Annotated in this window: 15 protein-coding genes; 5 read left to right on the forward strand and 10 right to left on the reverse strand. The window is 67.6% G+C overall.

What is annotated here, in order from left to right; translation table 11 throughout:
• The first annotated feature begins 94 nt into the window (after window positions 1-94).
• Both IIE29_RS12295 and IIE29_RS12300 read left to right on the forward strand, forming a co-directional pair.
• Entirely contained in the window at window positions 95-2,701 is a 2,607-nt protein-coding gene (locus tag IIE29_RS12295) for a M3 family metallopeptidase (RefSeq protein WP_209325573.1), read from the forward strand.
• Window positions 2,682-3,422, forward strand: coding sequence for a queuosine precursor transporter (locus IIE29_RS12300; protein ID WP_209325574.1), 741 nt, complete (start codon window positions 2,682-2,684; stop codon window positions 3,420-3,422). Before IIE29_RS12295 ends, IIE29_RS12300 begins: the two co-directional genes overlap by 20 nt.
• Here IIE29_RS12300 and tgt read toward each other — a convergent pair.
• Entirely contained in the window at window positions 3,398-4,681 is a 1,284-nt protein-coding gene (gene tgt, locus IIE29_RS12305; RefSeq protein WP_209325575.1) for a tRNA guanosine(34) transglycosylase Tgt, read from the reverse strand. The two genes, IIE29_RS12300 and tgt, sit on opposite strands and share 25 nt — an antisense overlap.
• A gap of 21 nt (window positions 4,682-4,702) precedes the next feature.
• Between tgt and mmuM the strand changes: the two genes are divergently transcribed.
• A complete protein-coding gene (gene mmuM, locus IIE29_RS12310) occupies window positions 4,703-5,635 on the forward strand; it encodes a homocysteine S-methyltransferase (RefSeq protein ID WP_209325576.1) in 933 nt (310 codons plus the stop codon).
• Here the strand turns inward: mmuM and IIE29_RS12315 are convergent.
• The gene (locus tag IIE29_RS12315) at window positions 5,610-7,004 is read right to left on the reverse strand and encodes an FAD-binding oxidoreductase (protein WP_209325577.1); all 1,395 of its coding nucleotides are present in this window, start codon (window positions 7,002-7,004) and stop codon (window positions 5,610-5,612) included. The genes mmuM and IIE29_RS12315 overlap by 26 nt on opposite strands.
• The gene (locus tag IIE29_RS12320) at window positions 7,001-8,068 is read right to left on the reverse strand and encodes an aminotransferase class I/II-fold pyridoxal phosphate-dependent enzyme (protein ID WP_209325578.1); all 1,068 of its coding nucleotides are present in this window, start codon (window positions 8,066-8,068) and stop codon (window positions 7,001-7,003) included. Before IIE29_RS12320 ends, IIE29_RS12315 begins: the two co-directional genes overlap by 4 nt.
• Window positions 8,069-8,282: 214 nt before the next feature.
• Here IIE29_RS12320 and mqo point away from each other — a divergent pair, with 214 nt between their 5' ends.
• Window positions 8,283-9,758 carry a malate dehydrogenase (quinone) gene (gene mqo / locus IIE29_RS12325; RefSeq protein WP_209325579.1) on the forward strand — a complete coding sequence of 492 codons (1,476 nt, stop codon included), beginning with the start codon at window positions 8,283-8,285 and terminating at the stop codon, window positions 9,756-9,758.
• A gap of 112 nt (window positions 9,759-9,870) precedes the next feature.
• On the opposite strand, the gene IIE29_RS12330 is transcribed toward mqo, so the two are convergent.
• From IIE29_RS12330 to IIE29_RS12340, 3 genes are all read right to left on the reverse strand, one after another.
• Window positions 9,871-10,695, reverse strand: coding sequence for a bifunctional allantoicase/(S)-ureidoglycine aminohydrolase (locus tag IIE29_RS12330; RefSeq protein ID WP_209325580.1), 825 nt, complete (start codon window positions 10,693-10,695; stop codon window positions 9,871-9,873).
• A 60-nt stretch (window positions 10,696-10,755) separates the two neighbouring features.
• Window positions 10,756-12,063 (reverse strand): DUF6986 family protein, encoded by a 1,308-nt coding sequence (locus IIE29_RS12335; protein ID WP_209325581.1) that lies wholly within the window; start codon window positions 12,061-12,063, stop codon window positions 10,756-10,758.
• 100 nt (window positions 12,064-12,163) lie between these two features.
• Window positions 12,164-13,543: an NAD-dependent malic enzyme gene (locus tag IIE29_RS12340; protein WP_209325582.1), complete on the reverse strand. Its 1,380-nt coding sequence runs from the start codon at window positions 13,541-13,543 to the stop codon at window positions 12,164-12,166.
• A 164-nt stretch (window positions 13,544-13,707) separates the two neighbouring features.
• On the opposite strand from IIE29_RS12340, the gene IIE29_RS12345 reads away from it, so the two are divergent.
• Window positions 13,708-14,493: an IclR family transcriptional regulator gene (locus IIE29_RS12345; RefSeq protein WP_209325583.1), complete on the forward strand. Its 786-nt coding sequence runs from the start codon at window positions 13,708-13,710 to the stop codon at window positions 14,491-14,493.
• 28 nt (window positions 14,494-14,521) lie between these two features.
• Here IIE29_RS12345 and aceE read toward each other — a convergent pair whose 3' ends face one another.
• The 4 genes from aceE to uraD form a co-directional block, all read right to left on the reverse strand.
• The gene (gene aceE, locus IIE29_RS12350) at window positions 14,522-17,257 is read right to left on the reverse strand and encodes a pyruvate dehydrogenase (acetyl-transferring), homodimeric type (RefSeq protein ID WP_209325584.1); all 2,736 of its coding nucleotides are present in this window, start codon (window positions 17,255-17,257) and stop codon (window positions 14,522-14,524) included.
• A 77-nt stretch (window positions 17,258-17,334) separates the two neighbouring features.
• The gene (pucL, locus tag IIE29_RS12355) at window positions 17,335-18,219 is read right to left on the reverse strand and encodes a factor-independent urate hydroxylase (protein ID WP_209325585.1); all 885 of its coding nucleotides are present in this window, start codon (window positions 18,217-18,219) and stop codon (window positions 17,335-17,337) included.
• Between the two features lie 166 nt (window positions 18,220-18,385).
• Window positions 18,386-18,709 (reverse strand): hydroxyisourate hydrolase, encoded by a 324-nt coding sequence (gene uraH, locus IIE29_RS12360; protein ID WP_209325586.1) that lies wholly within the window; start codon window positions 18,707-18,709, stop codon window positions 18,386-18,388.
• Window positions 18,706-19,200, reverse strand: coding sequence for a 2-oxo-4-hydroxy-4-carboxy-5-ureidoimidazoline decarboxylase (uraD, locus tag IIE29_RS12365; protein ID WP_209325587.1), 495 nt, complete (start codon window positions 19,198-19,200; stop codon window positions 18,706-18,708). The genes uraH and uraD overlap by 4 nt, the downstream gene beginning before the upstream one ends.
• Window positions 19,201-19,236 lie beyond the last annotated feature (36 nt).

Genomic DNA, 19,236 nt, shown 5'->3' on the forward strand with positions numbered 1-19,236 from the left:
GGCTCAAGTGTAACCAGCGATCATGCACCGGTCGGCACTCTCACGTTAGGATCGTCGGTGAGTTCCCAACCGTGAAGAAAGTGGTACGTCGAGCATGAGCCCCGATCCGAACAGCATCAATGTCTGGGAGGCCTTCCTCGACCCGCAGAACGATTTCTCACTGCCCGACTTCGCCGCCGTCACCCCGGAGACGCTGCTGACCGCGGTGCACGCGGCCGCCGATTTCGCCCGCACCGAGGTGGCCGGGATCGTCGCCGACGAGACCGACCCGACGTTCTTCAACACCACGGTTCGGTTCGAGACCGCGTCCGTGCCGATGACCCGCATCGCCTCCGTGGTCAGCGCCGTCGAGTCGAACCATCTTCGTCCCGAGCTCACCGACGCCGTCGCCGAGGTGTGGGAGACCCTGTCGGCGACCCGCACCGAGATCCTCCTCGACGTCGATCTCTTCCACCGCATCGAGCAGGTCCCCGCAGCCGACCTCAATCCGGAGGACAAGCGGCAGCAGGAGCTCACGGTGGAGCTCTTCGTCCGGTCGGGAGCCCGCCTCGGCGCGGAGGAGCGGGACCAGATGGCCACGATCGCGGCGGAACTGACGAGTCTGTCGACCTCGTTCTCCCGCGCCCTGCAGCAGGACACCCGGGAACTGGCCGTCCACCTCGGCGAGGCCGAGTCGCTGGCCGGGATGAACGAGGACCAGATCGCTGCGGCGGCGAATCGGGCGGCGGAGCGCGGTGTCGACGGCTATCTGCTGACCTTGAATAACTTCACCCAGCAGCTCGTGCTCGAGTCCCTCGACACCGCACAGACCCGCCGGCACGTGCTGAACAACTCGATGGCCCGCGGTTCTCGCGGCGGAGACGGAGACACCCGCACCCAGGTCGCCGACACGACGGCCCTGCGGGCGCTGCAGGCGAGCCTGCTCGGCTACCCCTCGTACTCCTCCTATGCCATCGACAATCAGACCGCCGGCAATCCCGATGCCGCGGCCGATATCGTCTCCTCCCTCATCAACCCCGCGAATGCTCAGCTCGATGCGGAACTGGCCAGGGTCAAGGAACGTTACGGCCTCGAGGAGGTCGCGGCCGAGGACGTCAAGCACTTTCTCGCGAAGTACCGGGCCGACGAATTCGGCATCGACCCCGATGAGGTCGCCAAGTACTTCGAGTTCGACACCGTCCTCACCGAGGGCGTCTTCCGCGCGGCCACCGGCCTCTACGGCATCACCTTCGCCCCGCGGGAGGGAGTGACCGGCTGGCACGAGGACGTCCGCGCCTATGAGGTCACCGACGTCAACGAGCGCGCCCTCGGCCTCGTCCTCATCGACCCGTACGCACGGGACACGAAGCGCGGCGGAGCGTGGATGGACCAGCTCGTGCCCGCCTCGCGCCTGACCGGGCTGCTGCCGGTCGTGACGCTCTCGCTCAACCTCTCCAAGCCGGGGCCGGGGAGGCCCACCCTGCTCAATCCGACCGAGCTGACCACGGTCTTCCACGAATTCGGCCACGTCCTGCACGGTCTGTTCGCGAACTCGACGTATCCGTCGACGGCCGGCACCGCCGTGCCGCGCGACTATGTGGAGTTCCCGTCCCAGCTCAATGAGATGTGGCGGTTCCACCCGCAGGTCCTCCCCCATTTCGCCAAACACGTCGACACGGGTGAGCCGATGCCGGCGGAGCTCGTCGACGCACTCATCGCCAGCGAGAGGTTCGGGCAGGGCTTCGACACGATCGAATACCTCGCCGCGGCCATGCTCGATCTGTCGTGGCATTCGCTCGAAGCCGGAGAGCACATCACCGATGTGCTGTCCTTCGAGTCCGAGGTGCTCGCCGCCGCCGGGTTCTCTCCGCTCGTCCCGCCGCGGTACCGCACCACCTACTTCGGGCACATCTTCGCCTCCGGGTATGCAGCCGGATACTACTCCTACCTCTACTCCGAGGTCATCGCCGCATGGGTGAGCGAATGGTTCGAAGCCCAGGGCGGACTCAACCGCGAGGCCGGCACCGCCTTCCGCGAGGCCATCCTCGCCCCGGGACACTCGATCGATCCGATGTCGGCGATCGAGCGCTTCTTCGGCACCCGTCCCGACGTCGCTCCACTGCTGCGCCGACGCGGACTGGCCGAGCCCGTCAAGGAGCCCGTCCCGGACCCCTCCCCCGACGATCCCGAGATCGATGATCCGGTCGACGACGAGTCCGACGCACCGGCCGCAGACGTCCCCAAGCAGCACCGCAACCATGCGAAGGTCGAGGCCGAGCTGCGGGAGCACGGGATCGAACCGCAGATCCGGCTCTTCGGTGATGCGACGCCGACGGCGGCCTCCGCGGCGGAGAAGCTCGGAATCGAGGTCGGCGCCATCGCCAACAGCCTGATCTTCTCCTCCGACGGCGCCGCCGTGCTCATCATGACCTCGGGAGCCCACCGTGTGGACACCGACCATGTCGCCGCTCAGCTCGGCATCGCCTCCCTCGACCGCGCCGACAAGGACCTCGTCCGCGAGGCCACCGGCCAGGTCATCGGCGGCGTCGCCCCCTGCGGCCATCCCGAGCCGATACCCACCTACGTCGATGTCGCGCTGCGCGAGCACCCGGTGCTCTGGGCGGCGGCCGGCACCCCGAACTCGATGATGCCGCTGACCTACGAGCAGCTGCTGACGATCACGCACGGGAGGGAGATCACCGTTGCCGACGCCCACGCCTGAGAGCGAGTCTGGACAGCCGGGTCGCAGCAGCGACTCGGCGACCTCCCCGACCGCGACGAGACTCGCCGCCTTCGCATCTTCGCGAGGCCGCTACTACGCCGTCTTCCTCGCCGTGTTCTGCGCGGTGCTCATCATCTCGAACATCTCGGCCACGAAGGTCATCGGCTTCGGCCCCATCGTCACCGACGGCGGAGCCTTCCTCTTCCCCATCGCCTACATCCTCGGCGACGTCATCAGCGAGGTCTACGGCTTCAGAGCCGCCCGCAAGGCCGTGATCACCGGTTTCGGCCTGCAGATTCTGGCCACCTTCGTGTTCTGGCTCGTCCTCATCTCCCCGCCCGGGCCGGGGTATGAGAATCAGGACGCCTTCGCCGCCGTCCTCGGCTTCTATCCGCGCATCGTCGCGGCCTCGCTGGTCGGCTACTTCGTCGGGCAGCTGCTCAACTCGTGGGTGCTCGTGGCCGTGAAGCGGCGGATGGGCGAATCGAAGCTGTGGGTGCGGCTGCTCACCTCGACCGGCGTCGGCGAATTCGTCGACACCCTGCTGTTCTGCGTCATCGCCTTCGCCGGGGTCATCCCCGGTCTCGACTTCCTCAACTACATCATCGTCGGCTTCGTCTACAAGGTCGCCGTCGAGATCGTCCTCATGCCGGTGACCTACCGGGTCATCACGCTCGTCAAGCGCCACGAACCCAGTTACGAGCTCGTCGAGGGCTCCTGACCGCGCCGCTTCGCGTAGTAGCGGCCGAGCACCTCGGCTTCGAGTTCGCTGAATCGGCCGTCGATCATCGCCTGGCGGATCTCTGCGACGAGGCTGACGACGAAGTGCTCATTGTGGATCGTGCACAGGGTGGAGAAGAGCATCTCCTTGGCCTTGTAGAGATGCCGCAGGTAGGCGCGCGAATAGTTCCGGCAGGTGTAGCAGCTGCAGTCGGGATCGAGCGGGCCGAAGTCACGGCGGTACTTCGCTCCCGTGAGGTTGTAGCGGCCGTCGCGGGTGTAGATCGCGGCGTTGCGGGCCACGCGAGAGGGTGAGACGCAGTCGAAGGTGTCAGCGCCGGTCCGGATCGCCTCGAACAGGTCATCGGGTTCGGAGATGCCCAGCAGGTGCCGCGGCTTGTCCTCCGGCAGCTCCTCGCACACCCAGCGGATGATGGTGCCGAGGTTCTCCTTCTCCAGAGCCCCGCCGATGCCGAAGCCGTCGAAGTCCATGCTTCCCAGGTCTCGGGCGGCCTTGCGCCGCAGGTCCTCGTACTGCGCGCCCTGGAGCACTCCGAACAGCGCCTGATAGGGCCGGTGGGAGCGGGCCTCGGTGAGGCGGAAGTGCTCCTCGATGCAGCGGATCGCCCACAGCCGGGTGCGCTCGAGCGATTCCTCCTGGTAGCCGCGGGTGTTGATCAGGGTCGTCAGCTCGTCGAAAGCGAACATGATGTCCGCACCGATCTCGTGCTGGACGCGCATCGAGATCTCCGGCGTGAAGCGGTGCATCGCTCCGTCGAGATGGGATTTGAAGGTCACCCCGTCGTCGTCGACGTTCGACAGCCGCTCCTTGCCCACGGCCACCAGCTCGTCGCTGCGCTGGCCCGTCGCCTCCATCGAGATGACCTTCTTGAACCCCGAGCCCAGGCTCATGACCTGGAAGCCACCGGAATCGGTGAATGTCGGACCGGGCCAGTTCATGAACCTCCCCAGCCCGCCGGCCTCGTCGATGAGGTCCGAGCCGGGCTGCAGATAGAGGTGGTAGGCGTTGGCGAGCACCGCCTGACCGCCGAGTTCGGCGACCTCGTCGGGGCGCACCGCCTTGACCGTGGCCTTGGTGCCCACGGGAATGAACGCCGGGGTCTCGATCCGGCCGTGCGGGGTGCGGATGACGCCGGTGCGACCGCCGCTGTCCAGACGAGCACCCACCTCGAAGCCGAACTGCGATCGGTCGTTGACGGGCACGGTCTCGGATGCTGCCGGGGATTCGTTTGAGCTCACCGGACAAGCTTAACTAAGAGCATGGATTTCACCCAGATGCTCACCGCCGCCGAGGCCGACGCCCCGATCGTCATCGACGGCGGCCTGGGCACCGCGCTCGAGGAGCGCGGCGTCGACCTCGACCACGCCCTGTGGTCGGCCGATCTGCTGCGCCGCCGCCCCGAGGCCATCGCCGAGGTGCATGCCGCCTTCGCCGCCGCGGGTGCCCGGATCCTCACGACCGCCAGCTACCAGGCCACCCCGGTCGGCTTCGCCCGCGCCGCTGTCCCGGTCGCGGAGGGACGGGACCTCATCGCCGCCGGCGTGGAGGTCGCACGGACCGCCGCCGAGGCGGTGGCCGGCTCCACGGGTGCGGCCCGCGCGCTCGTCGCCGGCTCCGTCGGCCCCTTCGGGGCGGCGCTGGGAGGCGGCGAGGAGTACACCGGCGACTACCGGCTCACCGCCGCCGAATATGCTGACTTCCACCACGGACGCATCGCAGCCTTGGCTGCTGCGGGAGTCGATCTGCTCGCGATCGAGACCCAGCCGCGGCTCGACGAGATCCGCATCCTCGTGCAGCTGGCGGAGGAGGTCGGTCTGCCCGCCTGGCTGAGCGTGACCCTCGGAGATGCCGGCGGCCTGCCCGACGGCTCCGGCCTCGCGGACCTCGCCGAGGAAGCGTCGGCCTCGGCGGCGGTGGCCGCGGTCGGGGTCAACTGCGTGCCTCCCTCGGCCGTGGCCCCGGCCCTGCGGACCCTGTCGGCCCACACCGACCTGCCGCTCATCGCCTACCCGAATTCGGGCGAGCGCTATGCGGCGGAGTCGATGCAGTGGCTGCCTAAGACCGCGGAGTCCGGTTCCGACTCCTGGCCGGTCGACGAGTGGACCCGCCTCGGCGCCCGGCTGATCGGGGGATGCTGCCGGACGACTCCGGCCGACATCTCGGTGCTCAGCCGAGCATCTTCCCCGGGTTGAGCAGTCCGAGGGGATCCACGGACTCCTTGATCCGGGTCTGGAGCAGTCGAGCGCCCTCGTCGAGCTCGCGGACCAGCCAGTCACGCTTGAGATAACCCACGCCGTGCTCGCCGGTGATCGTGCCGCCGAGTTCGAGTCCCAGGGCCATGATCTCGGCGAACGCCGCCTTGGCCGCGGCGATGCTCTCCTCGTCGGAGGCGTCGAAGAGCACGCTGGGGTGCATGTTGCCGTCCCCGGCGTGGCCTGCCGTGGCCACCTCGACGTCGTATCTCGCGTCGATCTCGGACAGCCGGGCGAAGAACTCGCCGAGGCGGGACCGGGGAATGCACACATCGTCGATGAGCTCTCCCCCGCCGTGGGCGCCCACATACCGCTCCATCGCCGGGGACACCGCCCGCCGGGCGGCGACGAACATCTCGGAGTCGGCCGGGTCGTCGGAGAAGAAGACCTCGGCGGCTCCCTGCGCCTCGGCGATCGTCTGGAACGCCTCGAGCTCGGCCACGGCCGTGGGGCCGGCGGCATCGGACTGCACGAGCAGCAGCGCCCCGGCCCCGTCGGGAAGGCCGAAGTCGCCGTAGTCGTTGATCATCGCCACCGTCGCCCCGTCCATGAGCTCGAGCATCGACGGTGCGGCGCCGGAGGCCATGAATGCCGAGACCGTGTGCCCGGCCGATTCCATATCGGGGAATACGGCGACGCCGGTCAGGGGCGGTGTCAGAAGGGGTCTGAGAGCCAGGGTGATCTCGACGATGACGCCCAGCGTGCCCTCGGAGCCGACGAACAGGGCGGCCAGGTCCAGGCCCGCTACGCCCTTGGCCGTCTGCCGGCCGAGCTTCGTCACGGTCCCGTCGGCGAGCACCACGGTCAGGGCCCGCACATAGTCCTTCGTCACCCCGTACTTCACGCAGCACATGCCGCCGGCGTTCGTGGCGACATTGCCGCCGATCGTCGAGATCGCCACCGAGCCGGGATCCGGCGGATAGGACAGTCCGCGTTCGGCCAGGACGTTCTTCAGGTCCTGGTTGATGACACCGGGTTGGACCCGGCAAGTCTGCTCGACCTCGTCGATGTCGAGGACGGAGTCCATCTTCGCCACGTTGATCAGCAGCGCTCCGTCGACGGCGTTCGCGGCTCCGGACAGACCGGTGCGGGCACCCTGGGTGACCACGGGGATCCGGTGCTCGGTGGCGAACCGCATCACCGCCACCACATCGTCGACAGCGGCGGCCCGGACCAGCCCCAGAGCCGTCCCGGTGGGGCAGAACAGCGCCTTGTCGGAGGAATGGGCTCCGACGACGTCGGCATCGGTGACCAGGGCCCCCGGGCTCAGGCGGGCGGCCAGCTCCTCGAGTCTGAGGTCCGCACTCACAGCTCGGCTGCGACCTTGAGCACGCGGTCGAGCGCCTCGTCGGGGCCGATGCTCACCCGCACTCCGCCCTGGAGCCGGCGGACGGCCACGGCGACCTCCGCGCACGCACCTTCGAAGGCCACTGCCGCCTCTGCATCGAGGGCGACCCACACGTAGTTGCCCTGCGCATCGGGGACGGTGAATCCGAGGTCCCGAAGGTCCTGGGCGAAGCGGTCGCGCACGGCGGCGATCTCCTTGGCTCGCACGGCCACCTCGTCGACCTTGGCCAGGGACTCGACGGCTGCGGCCTGGGCGGCGGCGGTGACGCTGAAGGGGGCGATGACCTGACGTAGGGCGCCGGCGATCTCCGCATCGGCGATCCCGAAGCCCACGCGCAGCCCGGCGAGCCCGTGCGCCTTCGAGAACGTGCGGGCGAGGACGAGGTTCGGGTGCCGGCGGAAGGCGGCCACCCCGTCCGCGGCCTCGGCATCGGTGGCGAACTCCATATACGCTTCGTCGAGGACGACGATGACCTCGGGCGGGACCTCGGCCATGAAGCCGTCGAGCTCTGCAGCGGTGATCGTCGGCCCCGTCGGGTTGTTCGGTGAGCACAGCAGCACGAGTCGAGTCGTGTCGTCGATGGCCGCCGACAGTCCCTGGAAGTCGTGGCGGCCGTTGTCCAACAGCGCGACCGGGCGCTTCTCGGCGCCGCGGGCGGAGGCGAGGATCGGATACATCTCGAACGACGGCCACGGGTAGACCACGGAGGTGCCGGCCTCGAGGGTGATGTTCGTCAGCGCCGACAGCACCTCGGAGGCACCGGCGCCGGGGACCACCTCGGCGGCGTCGACATCGAGGTGGGCGGCGATGTCGGCTACGAGCCGGCCCGCGGACGGATCCGGGTAGTTGCCCGGCACCGCCGAGGCGGCCGTGAGGGCTTCGACGACGCTCGGCAGCGGCGGCAGATGGTGCTCGTTCGATGACAGTTTGTACGGGGTCAGCCCCGGCGCGCTGACAGGAGGTTTGCCCGGAACATAGGGCGGGAACTGCGCTAGGGCGTCACGAAGCAGAAAGCGTTTCGACATGTGCCCATAGTTGCACACCTTGTGGCCGCGGACACAGGCTGTCCGGACGAAGTGTCCGAACGGTCGGAATCGGGGTCTGGCCCCGGACGCACATCCGCTGTGATAATGCTCGCAGGTGCGCATGATGCTCCGGCCCGGGTTACAGGTGCGACAGCGCCGGAGAGTAGTCTGAGAGACGAATACATGCAGTCAGCGACGAGGAATGAGAGTCCAAATGACCTCCACGCAGGAAAAGGTTGACGTCGTCCTGATCGGCGGCGGCATCATGAGCGCCACGCTCGGCGCCATGCTGACCGAGCTCCAGCCCGATTGGGACATCCGTGTCTACGAGAAGCTCGACTATGTCGCCACGGAGAGCTCGGACCCGTGGAACAACGCCGGCACCGGTCACGCGGCGCTGTGCGAGCTCAACTACACGCCTGAGGACTCGAACGGCCACATCGATCTGAAGAAGGCCTCGCAGATCAACGAGCAGTTCCATCAGTCCCGTCAGTACTGGTCGCACCTCGTCGACAACGGCGTCCTGCCGGATCCGAAGACCTTCATCAATCAGGTCCCCCACATCAGCTACGGTCGTGGCGAGAAGGGCCGGGACTACATCAAGAACCGGTACGAGCAGATGGTGCGCAACCCGCTGTTCGCCGAGATGGAGTACACCGACGATCCTGCGACTCAGGCCGAATGGCTGCCGCTGATGTTCGAAGGCCGCGGTCCCGGCCAGGTCAACGGCATCTCGCGGACGAAGATCGGCACCGACGTCGACTTCGGCTCGCTCAGCCGTCAGCTGCTCAGCTATGTCGCCGACAAGGGTGCCACCATCCGCACGAGCCATCAGGTCACCGACCTCGATCGCTCCGCCGACGGCTGGACCGTGACCGTGCGTGACCTGCTGGCACGCGAGACGCACAAGGTCGGCGCGAAGTTCGTCTTCGTCGGCGCCGGCGGCGGAGCGCTGCCTCTGCTGCAGAAGTCCGGCATCCCCGAGGGACGCGGCTACGGCGGCTTCCCCGTCTCCGGCATCTTCCTGCGGACCTCGAACCAGGATCTCGTCTCCCGCCACCAGGCGAAGGTCTACGGTCAGGCGTCCTTCGGTGCTCCGGCGATGTCCGTGCCCCACCTCGACACGCGCGTGGTCAACGGCGACGACTATCTGCTGTTCGGCCCCTATGCCGGCTTCTCGCCGAAGTTCCTCAAGGGCGGCCGCTTCACCGATCTGCCGTTCTCCGTGCGCGGGAACAACCTGGCGACGATGCTCAATGTCGCCAAGGACAACACCGACCTCGTCACCTACCTGCTCACCGAGCTCGCCTCGTCGAAGAAGTCCCGGTACAACTCGCTCTACGAGTTCATCCCGCAGGTCGACCCCTCCGACTGGGACTTCATCCAGGCCGGGCAGCGCGTCCAGGTGATGAAGAAGGATTCCAAGAGCGGCGGAGTGCTGGCCTTCGGCACGGAGCTCGTGTCCTCGGCCGATGGCTCGTTCGCCACTCTGCTCGGGGCCTCCCCCGGTGCGTCGACTGCCGTGTCGATCATGACCAACCTGCTCAAGACCTGCTTCCCGCGTCAGTACGCCAGCTGGGAGTCCTCGCTCAAGGACATGATCCCCTCGCTGGGTCGCAGCCTCGCCGAGGACGAGACCCTGCTGTCCGAGCTCTCCGAGTACACCGCCCGGACCCTGCAGCTCGTCTGACCGCAGCTCGCCCGGGCCGTCCCGGGATCTGCCGGGAGACGAACAGCCGCTCGGCGGAAGTGTTCCCACACTTCTGCCGGGCGGCTGTCGCGTTCTCGGATCCGTCAGCGGCTCAGAGCTCGACCTGGCGGTTGACGTCTTTGTAGAGCAGGTAACGGAATCGTCCCGGTCCCCCGGCGTAGCAGGCCTGCGGACAGAAGGCGCGCATCGAGATGAAATCGCCTTCCTGGACCTCGACCCAGTCGCCGTTGAGCCGGTAGACGGCCTTGCCCTCGAGCACGTAGAGACCGTGCTCCATCTCGTGCGTCTCCGCGAACGGAATGACCGCCCCGGCTTCGAAGGTGACGATGTTGACGTGCATGTCATAGGCCAGGTCGTCGGGGTCGAGCGGACGAGTGGTCCGCCAGCGCCCGTCGGTGCCCGGCATCGGGGAGGGTTCGACGTCGACCTCGTTGCCGAACTTCGCCTCCGGCGTCAGCCCGGCCACCGGCTGATAGCGCTTGCGCACCCAGTGGAAGCGGGCCGCCTCGGTGCCGGTCGACTTCGCACTCCAGGTCGAACCGGCGGGCAGGAAGGCGAAACCGCCGGGGGTCAGCGTGTGGGTCTGTCCCTCGTGCGTGATGTCGAGCTGGCCGGCCATGACGAAGAGGAACCCCTCGACCTCGGGCTGCGGTTCGGGGGCGTCGGAGCCTCCGCCGGGTGCCACTTCGAGGATGGTCTGGGAGAACGTCACCGCTCCGCCGGCCACCGGCTTGCTGAGCACCCATGACCTCGTCCCGGTCCATTCGGGCAGGTTCGAGGTGACGATGTCGCGCAGCACCCCGCGTGGGATGACCGTATAGGCCTCGGTCACCAGCGCCCGGTCGGTGAGCAGATCCGACTGCGGCGGGTGGCCGCCTGTCGGCGCCCAGTAGGTGTAGGGGTCGGTCGTCGTCATCGGTGGGTTCTCCTTCGTTTCGTGGTGTCGCTCGAACGGTTCGTGGCGGGTTCGGAGGCCTCAGTTCGGGGAGCCGGTGCGGGCGAGGTTCTCGAGCTCGCCGAGGCTGAGGTTCGTCCGCGTGGTGACGAATTCCTCGGTATGGGCCCCGCAGGCGAGGCCACGGCTGAGATAGCGGGCAAGTGCCTTCGCGGTGGCGGGCTCGTCGAGCACCGTCGAGTCCTCCTTGAACACGTAGTTGCGCAGGCGCTGCGCGGCTTTGGGGCCGCCCTCGCGGTAGAACGCGAAGGTCGCGAGGAAGCGGGTCGGCAGCTGGTGCGGGTGGAGGTCCCAGCCCTGGTAGATGCCGCGTTTGAGGTGACGGCGGACGAGACTCGCGTGCAGGCTCCACGCCCGGTGGACGTCCTCGGGCTCACCCAGGGGCAGGATGTTCGTCGAGCCGTCGGAGAGGTGGACACCGGTGCCTGCGACGGCGAGCATCATCTGGTTCTTCGCGAAGTCGGCCACGGGGTGGTCCATCGCCTGGTAGGCCGCGGCCACTCCGATGGAGGCCGAGTAGTCGTAGGTGCCGTAGTGCAGGGAGGTGACCCGGCCGGCCCCCGCGTGCAGGGCCGGGGCCAGGGGCACGGTGCCGTCGGCGCCGAGGACGAGCTGCGGGGTCTCGACCTGGATCTCGAAGGTGACGGACCCCTCGGCCAGACCGTGCCGGGCCTCGATGTCGCGGCAGGCGAGCACCATGGCCCTGACCTGGTCGACGGTGCTGACCTTGGGCAGGGTGAGCACGAGGTTGGCCGGCAGGGAGCCGTTGGCGGCGAGCACCTCGGCGAGGAAGCGGTCGAGAGTGCGCAGCCCCCGGGCCCGGGTCGGCTCCTCCATGCATTTGAAGCGGATGCCGTAGAAAGCCGGCGCTGCGGTCTCGGACTGCCCGGCCACCGCGTCGCGGGCGGCGCGGGCGACCCACTCGTCCTCTGCCTCGTCACCCTGGTCGCCGAAGCCGTCCTCGAAGTCGATGCGGAGGTCCTCGATCGGTTCGCGCCGCAGCTTCGAGGTCACCGCCTCGGCGAGCAGATCGGCTTCTCGCGCGACCTGGTGCAGACTCGGCATCTGCCCTCCGGCCTGCGGACCCGCTTCCTTCCGGGCGGCGGTGATGACCCGTTCGGCCAGCTGCAGCATGCCGCCGTGCGCATCGACGAAGTCCAATGCCTGCTCGCCCCAGCTGCGGGGCAGGTCCGGAGTCGAGAGATGCCCGGGAACGTAGACGGTGTGCACCGGCTGGCGCACATCACGCTCCCCCGGATAGCGGGTGGCCAGAAGCTCATCCGTGTCCTTGAGCAGCGAATCGATGTCGGCCAGGGTTGTTTGTTCCACTTTTCACATTCTCTTTCTCTGCACAGGTGACATCGGCTAGGCGGCGGCGCCGAGCCTGTGCTCATTGTCTCTCATTCTCCCCGCCCGGGCACGGCGACGCTCAGGAGGACACCGCGGCCACAGCCTCGGCGACCTTCTTCGCCACCTCGGGATCGAAGACCGAGGGGATGACGTAGCCGGGATGCAGTTCGTCGGCCGGGATGCAGTCGGCGATCGCATCGGCGGCCGCGACCATGATGTTCTCGTCGATATCGCGGGCCTCGGCGTCGAGCAGACCGCGGAAGATGCCCGGGAAGGCGAGCACGTTGTTGATCTGGTTCGGGTAGTCGCTGCGTCCGGTGGCGACGACGGCCGCGTGCTTCAGGGCCTCGGCCGGGTCCACCTCGGGGTCCGGGTTGGCCATGGCGAAGACAAGGGCATCGGAGTTCATCGCCTGGATGTCGCTGCCGTCGAGGACGTTGGGGGCGGAGACGCCGATGAACGCGTCGGCGCCGACGACGGCCTCATTGAGGGTGCCTTCGAAGCCCTCGGGGTTCGTGTTGGCCTGCAGCCACACCTTGTGGTCGGTGTCGACCTTCGAGTTCGGTCCGATGGCCCCGTCACGGCCGCAGGCGATGATGTTCTTCGCCCCGGCGACCTGGAGCAGGCGGATGATGGCGTTGCCGGCCGCTCCGACTCCGGAGACGACGATGCGCAGGTCCTCGATCTGCTTGCCCACGACCTTGAGCGCATTCTTCAGCGCGGCGAGGGTGACGACGCCGGTGCCGTGCTGGTCGTCGTGGAAGACGGGGATGTCGAGTTCTTCGCGCAGCCGAGCCTCGATCTCGAAGCAGCGCGGAGCGGCGATGTCCTCGAGGTTGATGCCGCCGTAGGCCGGTGCGATGGCCTTGCAGATGGAGATGATCTCCTCGGTGTCCTTCGTGTCCAGGGCCACCGGCCAGGCGTCGACGTCGGCGAACTGCTTGAACAGCACGGCCTTGCCCTCCATCACCGGCATGGCTGCCTCGGGCCCGATGTCGCCGAGGCCGAGCACCGCGGTTCCGTCGGTGACCACGGCGACGGTGTTGCGTTTGATCGTCAGACGGCGGGCGTCCTCCTTGTTCTCCGCGATCGCCTTGCAGACGCGGGCCACGCCCGGGGTGTAGGCGCGGGAGAGGTCATCGCGGTTGCGCAGGGGCACCTTGGGGGCGGATTCGAGTTTGCCGCCGAGGTGGAGCAGGAAGGTCCGGTCGGAGACCTTGCGGACCTCGACGCCGGGCAGCGCCTCGAGCGCTTCGGAGACCTCCTCGGCGTGGGCGACGTCGCGGGTGTCGGCGCTGACGTCGATGATGACGGTGTGCGGTGTCGATTCCACGACGTCGAGGCCGGTCACGCCGGCTCCGGTCGCTGCGGCAGCGGCGACGAGGTCCGAGGTCGCGGACTGTCCGACCGCGGTGCTGACGCGAAGGGTGATGGAGTATCCGGGACTGGTGGCAGCCATGAGCAATATCCTCCCTGATATTGGTTTTCCGTATTATGGATAGTAACTTCTACCTAGCGGAAATTCTAGCCGAGGCATCGCAATCTGGAAACTTTCTTCCATTTCCAGACTAGACTGAACGGAAGTTTCACCGCCGAAACTCACTTACTGAAGAAGGAACATCGATGAGCAGCAAGGACACGAAGACTCCCGCGATCCGCCAATCGAAGGGCGGAGTCCAGTCCGTCGAGCGCGCCTTCGGACTGCTCGAGTGCATCGCGAACTCCTCCGGATCGGCGACGCTCAGCCATATCGCCGCCGATGTCAACCTGCCCCTGCCGACGATCCACCGCCTGCTGAATACTCTGGTCAACCTCGGTGTGGTGCGCCAGCTTCCCAACCGCGGCTACGCCCTCGGCCCGGGACTCGTCCGTCTGGGCAACCTCGCCGGGGCCCAGCTGGGCGCGATCGCACGGCCCTATCTGCGCACCCTCGTGGAGGAGCTGGGCGAGTCCGCGAACGTCGCGACCCTCGACGGAGACATGATCGTCTACGTCGACCAGGTCTCCTCCGAGAGACAGATGCGGATGTTCACCGAGGTCGGGCGCCGCACCCATATGCACGACACGGGGGTCGGCAAGGCCATCCTCGCCGAGCTCGACGCCGAGCAGGTCCGCCACATCGTCACCACCGCGGGGATGCCGACGCCGACCGAGTACAGCATCGGCAGCATCGCGGACCTCGAGGCCGAACTCGAGCGCATCCGGCAGCGCGGCTACGCCATCGACGAGCAGGAGCAGGAGCTCGGGGTCCGCTGCTTCGCGATGTCGATCCCCGATGCCCCCGCTCCCCTGGCGATCTCCGTGTCCGGTCCGATCAGCCGCGTCGACCAGGACTTCGCCGACCGGGCCGTGCCCCTGCTGCGTTCGGCGGCCACTCAGATCTCCGAGGACATGCGCGGCGGCGCCTAGACCGCCCCGCCCCTTCCGCGGGACTGATTCAGGAATCGCCTCCGGCGGTGCCCGAAGTGCCTGCGGTGACCTCGCCGAGGCGGTACCTCTTCGCGGCCTCGACCGGCGCACTCGCATCCACCTCGCCGCGGTCGGCGAGCAGCTGCAGCGTGCGCACGACCATGGAATGCGCGTCGGTCTTGAAGTGCCGGCGCGCGGCGGCTCGCGTGTCCGAGAACCCGAATCCGTCCGCGCCGAGGGTGGCGAATTCCTGGGACAGGAAGGGACGGATGAGGTCGGGCTGGGTCGAGTCGAAGTCGCTCGTGGCCACGATCGGCCCGGCTTCGCCGCCGAGTCGCTGCCTGACATAGGGCGTGCGCGGCGCGGCTTCGACGTCGGTCAGCCTCGCGGCTTCGCACTCCAGGGCGTCCCGGCGCAGTTCGGCCCATGAGGTCACCGACCACACGGCGGCGTCGACGCCCCACTCCTGGGCGAGGATCCCCCGAGCCTCGAGCGCCCAGGGCACGGCGACCCCGGAGGCGAGCAGCTGCGCCTTCGGACCGGTGCCCTCGGCCGCCTCGGCGACCCGGTGGATGCCCTTGAGGATGCCCTCGACGTCGACGTCCTCGGGTTCGGCCGGCTGGAGCATCGGCTCGTTGTACACCGTGAGGTAGTACATGACGTTGCGGGCGTCCTCGCCGAGGTCGTGCTCGCCGTACATCCGGTGCAGCCCGTCGCGGACGATGTGGCCGATCTCGTATCCGTAGGCCGGGTCAAAGACGCGCACGGCCGGGTTCGTCGCTGCCAGCACCGGCGAGTGTCCGTCGGCGTGCTGCAGCCCCTCGCCGGTCAGAGTGGTCCGCCCGGCGGTGGCGCCGATGATGAATCCGCGCGTCATCTGGTCGCCGGCGGCCCAGAAGGCGTCGCCGGTGCGCTGGAAGCCGAACATCGAGTAGAACACGTAGATCGGGATCATCGGTTCGCCGTGCGTGGAGTACGCAGTCCCGGCGGCGGTGAAGCCCGCGGCCGCTCCGGCCTCGTTGATGCCGACATGGAGCAGCTGACCGGAGGTCGCCTCCTTGTAGGAGAGGAAGAGCTCGCGGTCGACGGCGAGGTAGTTCTGTCCGTTCGGATTGTAGATCTTCGCGGTCGGGAAGAACGCGTCGATGCCGAAGGTCCGCGCCTCATCGGGGATGATCGGCACGATCCGCTCGCCCAGGCCCTTCTCACGCATGAGGTCCTTGAGCAGGCGGACGAAGGCCATGGTCGTCGCCGCCTTCTGCTGCCCCGAACCCTTCTTCGTCTGCGCGAAGGCCTTGTCGGAGGCCGCTGGCAGGGTCACCGAGGAGTTCTCAGGTCTGCGTGCGGGCAGGAAGCCGCCGAGGTCCCGGCGGCGCTCGAGCATGTACCGGATCTCCTCGGAGTCGTTGCCCGGGTGGTAGTAGGGCACCGCGTAGGGATCGTCGTCGATGACCTTGTCGCTGATCGGGATGTCCATCCGGTCGCGGAAGGCCTTGATGTCCGCGGCGGTGAACTTCTTCATCTGGTGGGTGGCGTTGCGCGACTCGAACGTCGTGCCCAGACCATAGCCCTTGACCGTCTGGACGAGGACGACAGTGGGCCTGCCGTCCGTCTCGACGGCGCGCTGGTAGGCGGCGAAGACCTTGTGGTAGTCGTGCCCGCCGCGCTTGAGGTTCCAGATGTCGTCATCGCTCAGGTGCTCGACGAGGCCCTTGGTCACCGGCGAACGTCCGAAGAAGTTGTCGCGGATGAACCCGCCGGACTCGGCCTTGAAGGTCTGGTAGTCGCCGTCGAGGGTCTCGTTCATGATGCGCACGAGCTCGCCGGTGCGGTCGGCGTCGAGCAGAGAGTCCCATTCGCGTCCCCACAGCACCTTGATGACGTTCCATCCGGCACCGGTGAAGGTCGCTTCGAGCTCCTGGACGATCTTGCCGTTGCCGCGGACCGGCCCGTCGAGGCGCTGGAGGTTGCAGTTGATGACGAAGGTGAGGTTGTCCAGTCCTTCGTTCGCCGCCAGCTGCAGGGCCCCGCGCGATTCGGGTTCGTCCATCTCCCCGTCGCCGAGGAAGGCCCACACCCGCTGATCGGACGTGTCTTTGATGCCCCGGTTGTGCAGGTAGCGATTCATCTGCGCCTGGTAGATCGCGTTGATCGGCCCCAGGCCCATCGACACGGTCGGGAACTGCCAGAATTCGGGCATGAGCCGCGGATGCGGGTACGAGCTCAGCCCGTGCGGGGCCTTCGAGGCCTCCTGCCGGAACCCGTCGAGGTCGGCCTCGCTCAGCCGTCCCTCGAGGAAGGCGCGAGCGTACATGCCCGGGGAGGCGTGGCCCTGGAAGAAGACCTGGTCGCCGCCGCCCGGGTGGTCCTGGCCGCGGAAGAAGTTGTTGAACCCGATCTCGTAGAGCGTCGCCGCTCCGGCGTAGGTCGAGATGTGGCCGCCGACGGAGATCTCCGGCCGCTGTGCGCGGTGGACGAGCATGGCCGCGTTCCAGCGCAGCCATCTGCGGTATCTGCGTTCGATGCGCTCGTCGCCGGGGTAGGTCGGTTCCTGATCGGCGGGGATGGTGTTGACGTAGTCGGTGGTGGTGACCTTGGGCTGGGCCACGGAGTTCGTGGCCGCGCGCCGGCGCAGAGCATCCATGATCTCGCTGGCACGGAGGGTGCCGCGTTCGCTGACGAGTCCCTCCCAGGACTCGAGCCATTCATCGACCTCTTCGTCGGTGGTGATTCTCGGGATCGCCGAGGTGGTGTCCTGTGTCATTGCGGGGTTTTCCTTCTCACGGGGTTCCGGGCTCCCAGAGCGGCGCCCTGGAAGCCCGGAGATGGAAATTTCCGAACTCAGCAGAAGCCGGCGATCTGCGCCCAGGCCTCCTTGTTCTCCTCGACGCCGTCGCGGGTGAAGGTGGCCTCGATGAGGCCGTAGGGACGGTCGGCGACGATGAAGACCTCGTTCGGGTTCTCCAGCCCGAAGCGCTCGATGTCGTAGAGGAAGTGGTGCTTGTTCGGGCAGGAGAAGCGGATCTCGTCGATCTCCGGCACGGCCTCGATGACCTTCTCACCCATCTGGTAGAGGGTGTGCTGGAGGGCATGCGAGTAGTGGTCGGTGAACGAATCGAGGATGATCTCCTTCACGCGGGTGTAGACGGCCTCGAAGTCGAGGTCCGTGGTGTTGTAGACCCAGCGTGTGGCGATGTCGGTGGCGAGGATCCGGTCCTCGGTCTCCGGCAGGGTCGTGTACTTGTCCTTCGGGTAGCCGACGAATCCGGATTCGGTCGTCTTGAGCACAGTGAGCCCGTAGAATCCCGAGATCAGCGTGTCCTTGTCGCCGTCGCGGGTGAGCACCGCGGTGCGCACCTCGGGGGCGGACTTGAAGAACGAGTGGTTGTGGTCGTTGATGCGGTCCCAGCCGTATTCCTCGGCTGCCCAGCGTCCGCCGGTGACCCAGTCGAAGCTCGAGGTGAAGTGCTCGGCCAGGCCGAGGAGGAACTGCTCGGGCGAGCTCACGCCCAGTTCCTTGGCCTTGGCGAAGACCGTGTTCTTCTGCGTATCGGTGGCGACGACGTGTTCGTTGTTGCCCTCGGTGTGGGCGGTCTCGAAGTCGCCCCACAGCTGCGAGGTGACGTTGAGGTCGCGCAGCTCATGGCGCTCCGAGTCGCGGTAGACCCTCATCAACCGGTTCTCCGCCTTGCCGTACTGGTTCGACGTCAGTTTGACCTTGCTCATCTTCTTGCTCCTATAGCTCTTCGGCGCGCGGGCGCGCAGATGCGCCGCGAACGCCGTGACCAATCGATCTGCGAGGCCTGCCGGACACGGGTCCCGGTGGGCTTCGGCGGTTTGTTGAGGATCTGATCCTGCAGGGGGCCTGCTTCCCCTGATGTCTATAGGTGGCTCAGCTGCCGCGGTAGGTGCTGTAGGCGAAGGGGCTGAGCAGCAGCGGGATGTGGTAGTGCGCCTGTCCCGGCTGCACGGTGAAGTCGATCGTGACGACAGGGTGGAAATGGTCCTGGCCGCGGGCGGTGAAGTACTCGCCGGTGGCGAAGACGATCCGGTAGTCGCCCGGCTCGAGGTGCTCGGGTCCGAAGTCGGAGACCCGCCCGTTGTCGTCGGTGCGGGCCGAGACGATGACCTCGTCGCCGTCGAAGAGGGTGACCTCGAGGTTCGCGGCGGGGGTCCCGACGGTGGAGTCGAGGGCGTGGGCGGTGATGAAGCTCATGACAGGATTCCTTCGAGTCTCAGGGCTGCGATCTGGATCAGCTGCTCGCCGACCTCGACGTCCTCGTCCGCCTCGGTGTTGCCCATCCGCCTCTCGAGCTCGGACAGGATCTCTTCGGGCGTCCGACCTGCGGCGCGGATGAGGAAGACTCTGTCGAAGCGGTCCTCATAGGCCGAGTTGCCTGCGGCCAGTCGCGTCTGCACATCGTCGCCGAGAGCGCCGAGTCCGGCCTGCTCGCGGGAGGAATGGGCCGCCTCGGCGGAATCGCCTTTCGCCTTCTCCCCGATCCGGGGGTGGTGCGACATCGCGGAGTCGATCTCGTCGGCGCGCAGCGGGGAGGCGTCATCGCGGGCCGCGGCGAGTGCGGCCTCGCGGTCGGCGAAGGGCCGTGCGGCTACGACCGCTTCGATCCAGCGGTCGACGTCCAGGCACGGGCGCAGCACTTCCCGGGCCTCGTCGGCGGGGAGCCGATTGAACTCGGTCAGGTCCACGATGACCTCCTTGGCTTTCGCGTTTCGGAATACTCT

Origin of the sequence: Brevibacterium renqingii, assembly GCF_017808095.1 — a bacterium.
GTDB lineage: Bacteria > Actinomycetota > Actinomycetes > Actinomycetales > Brevibacteriaceae > Brevibacterium > Brevibacterium renqingii.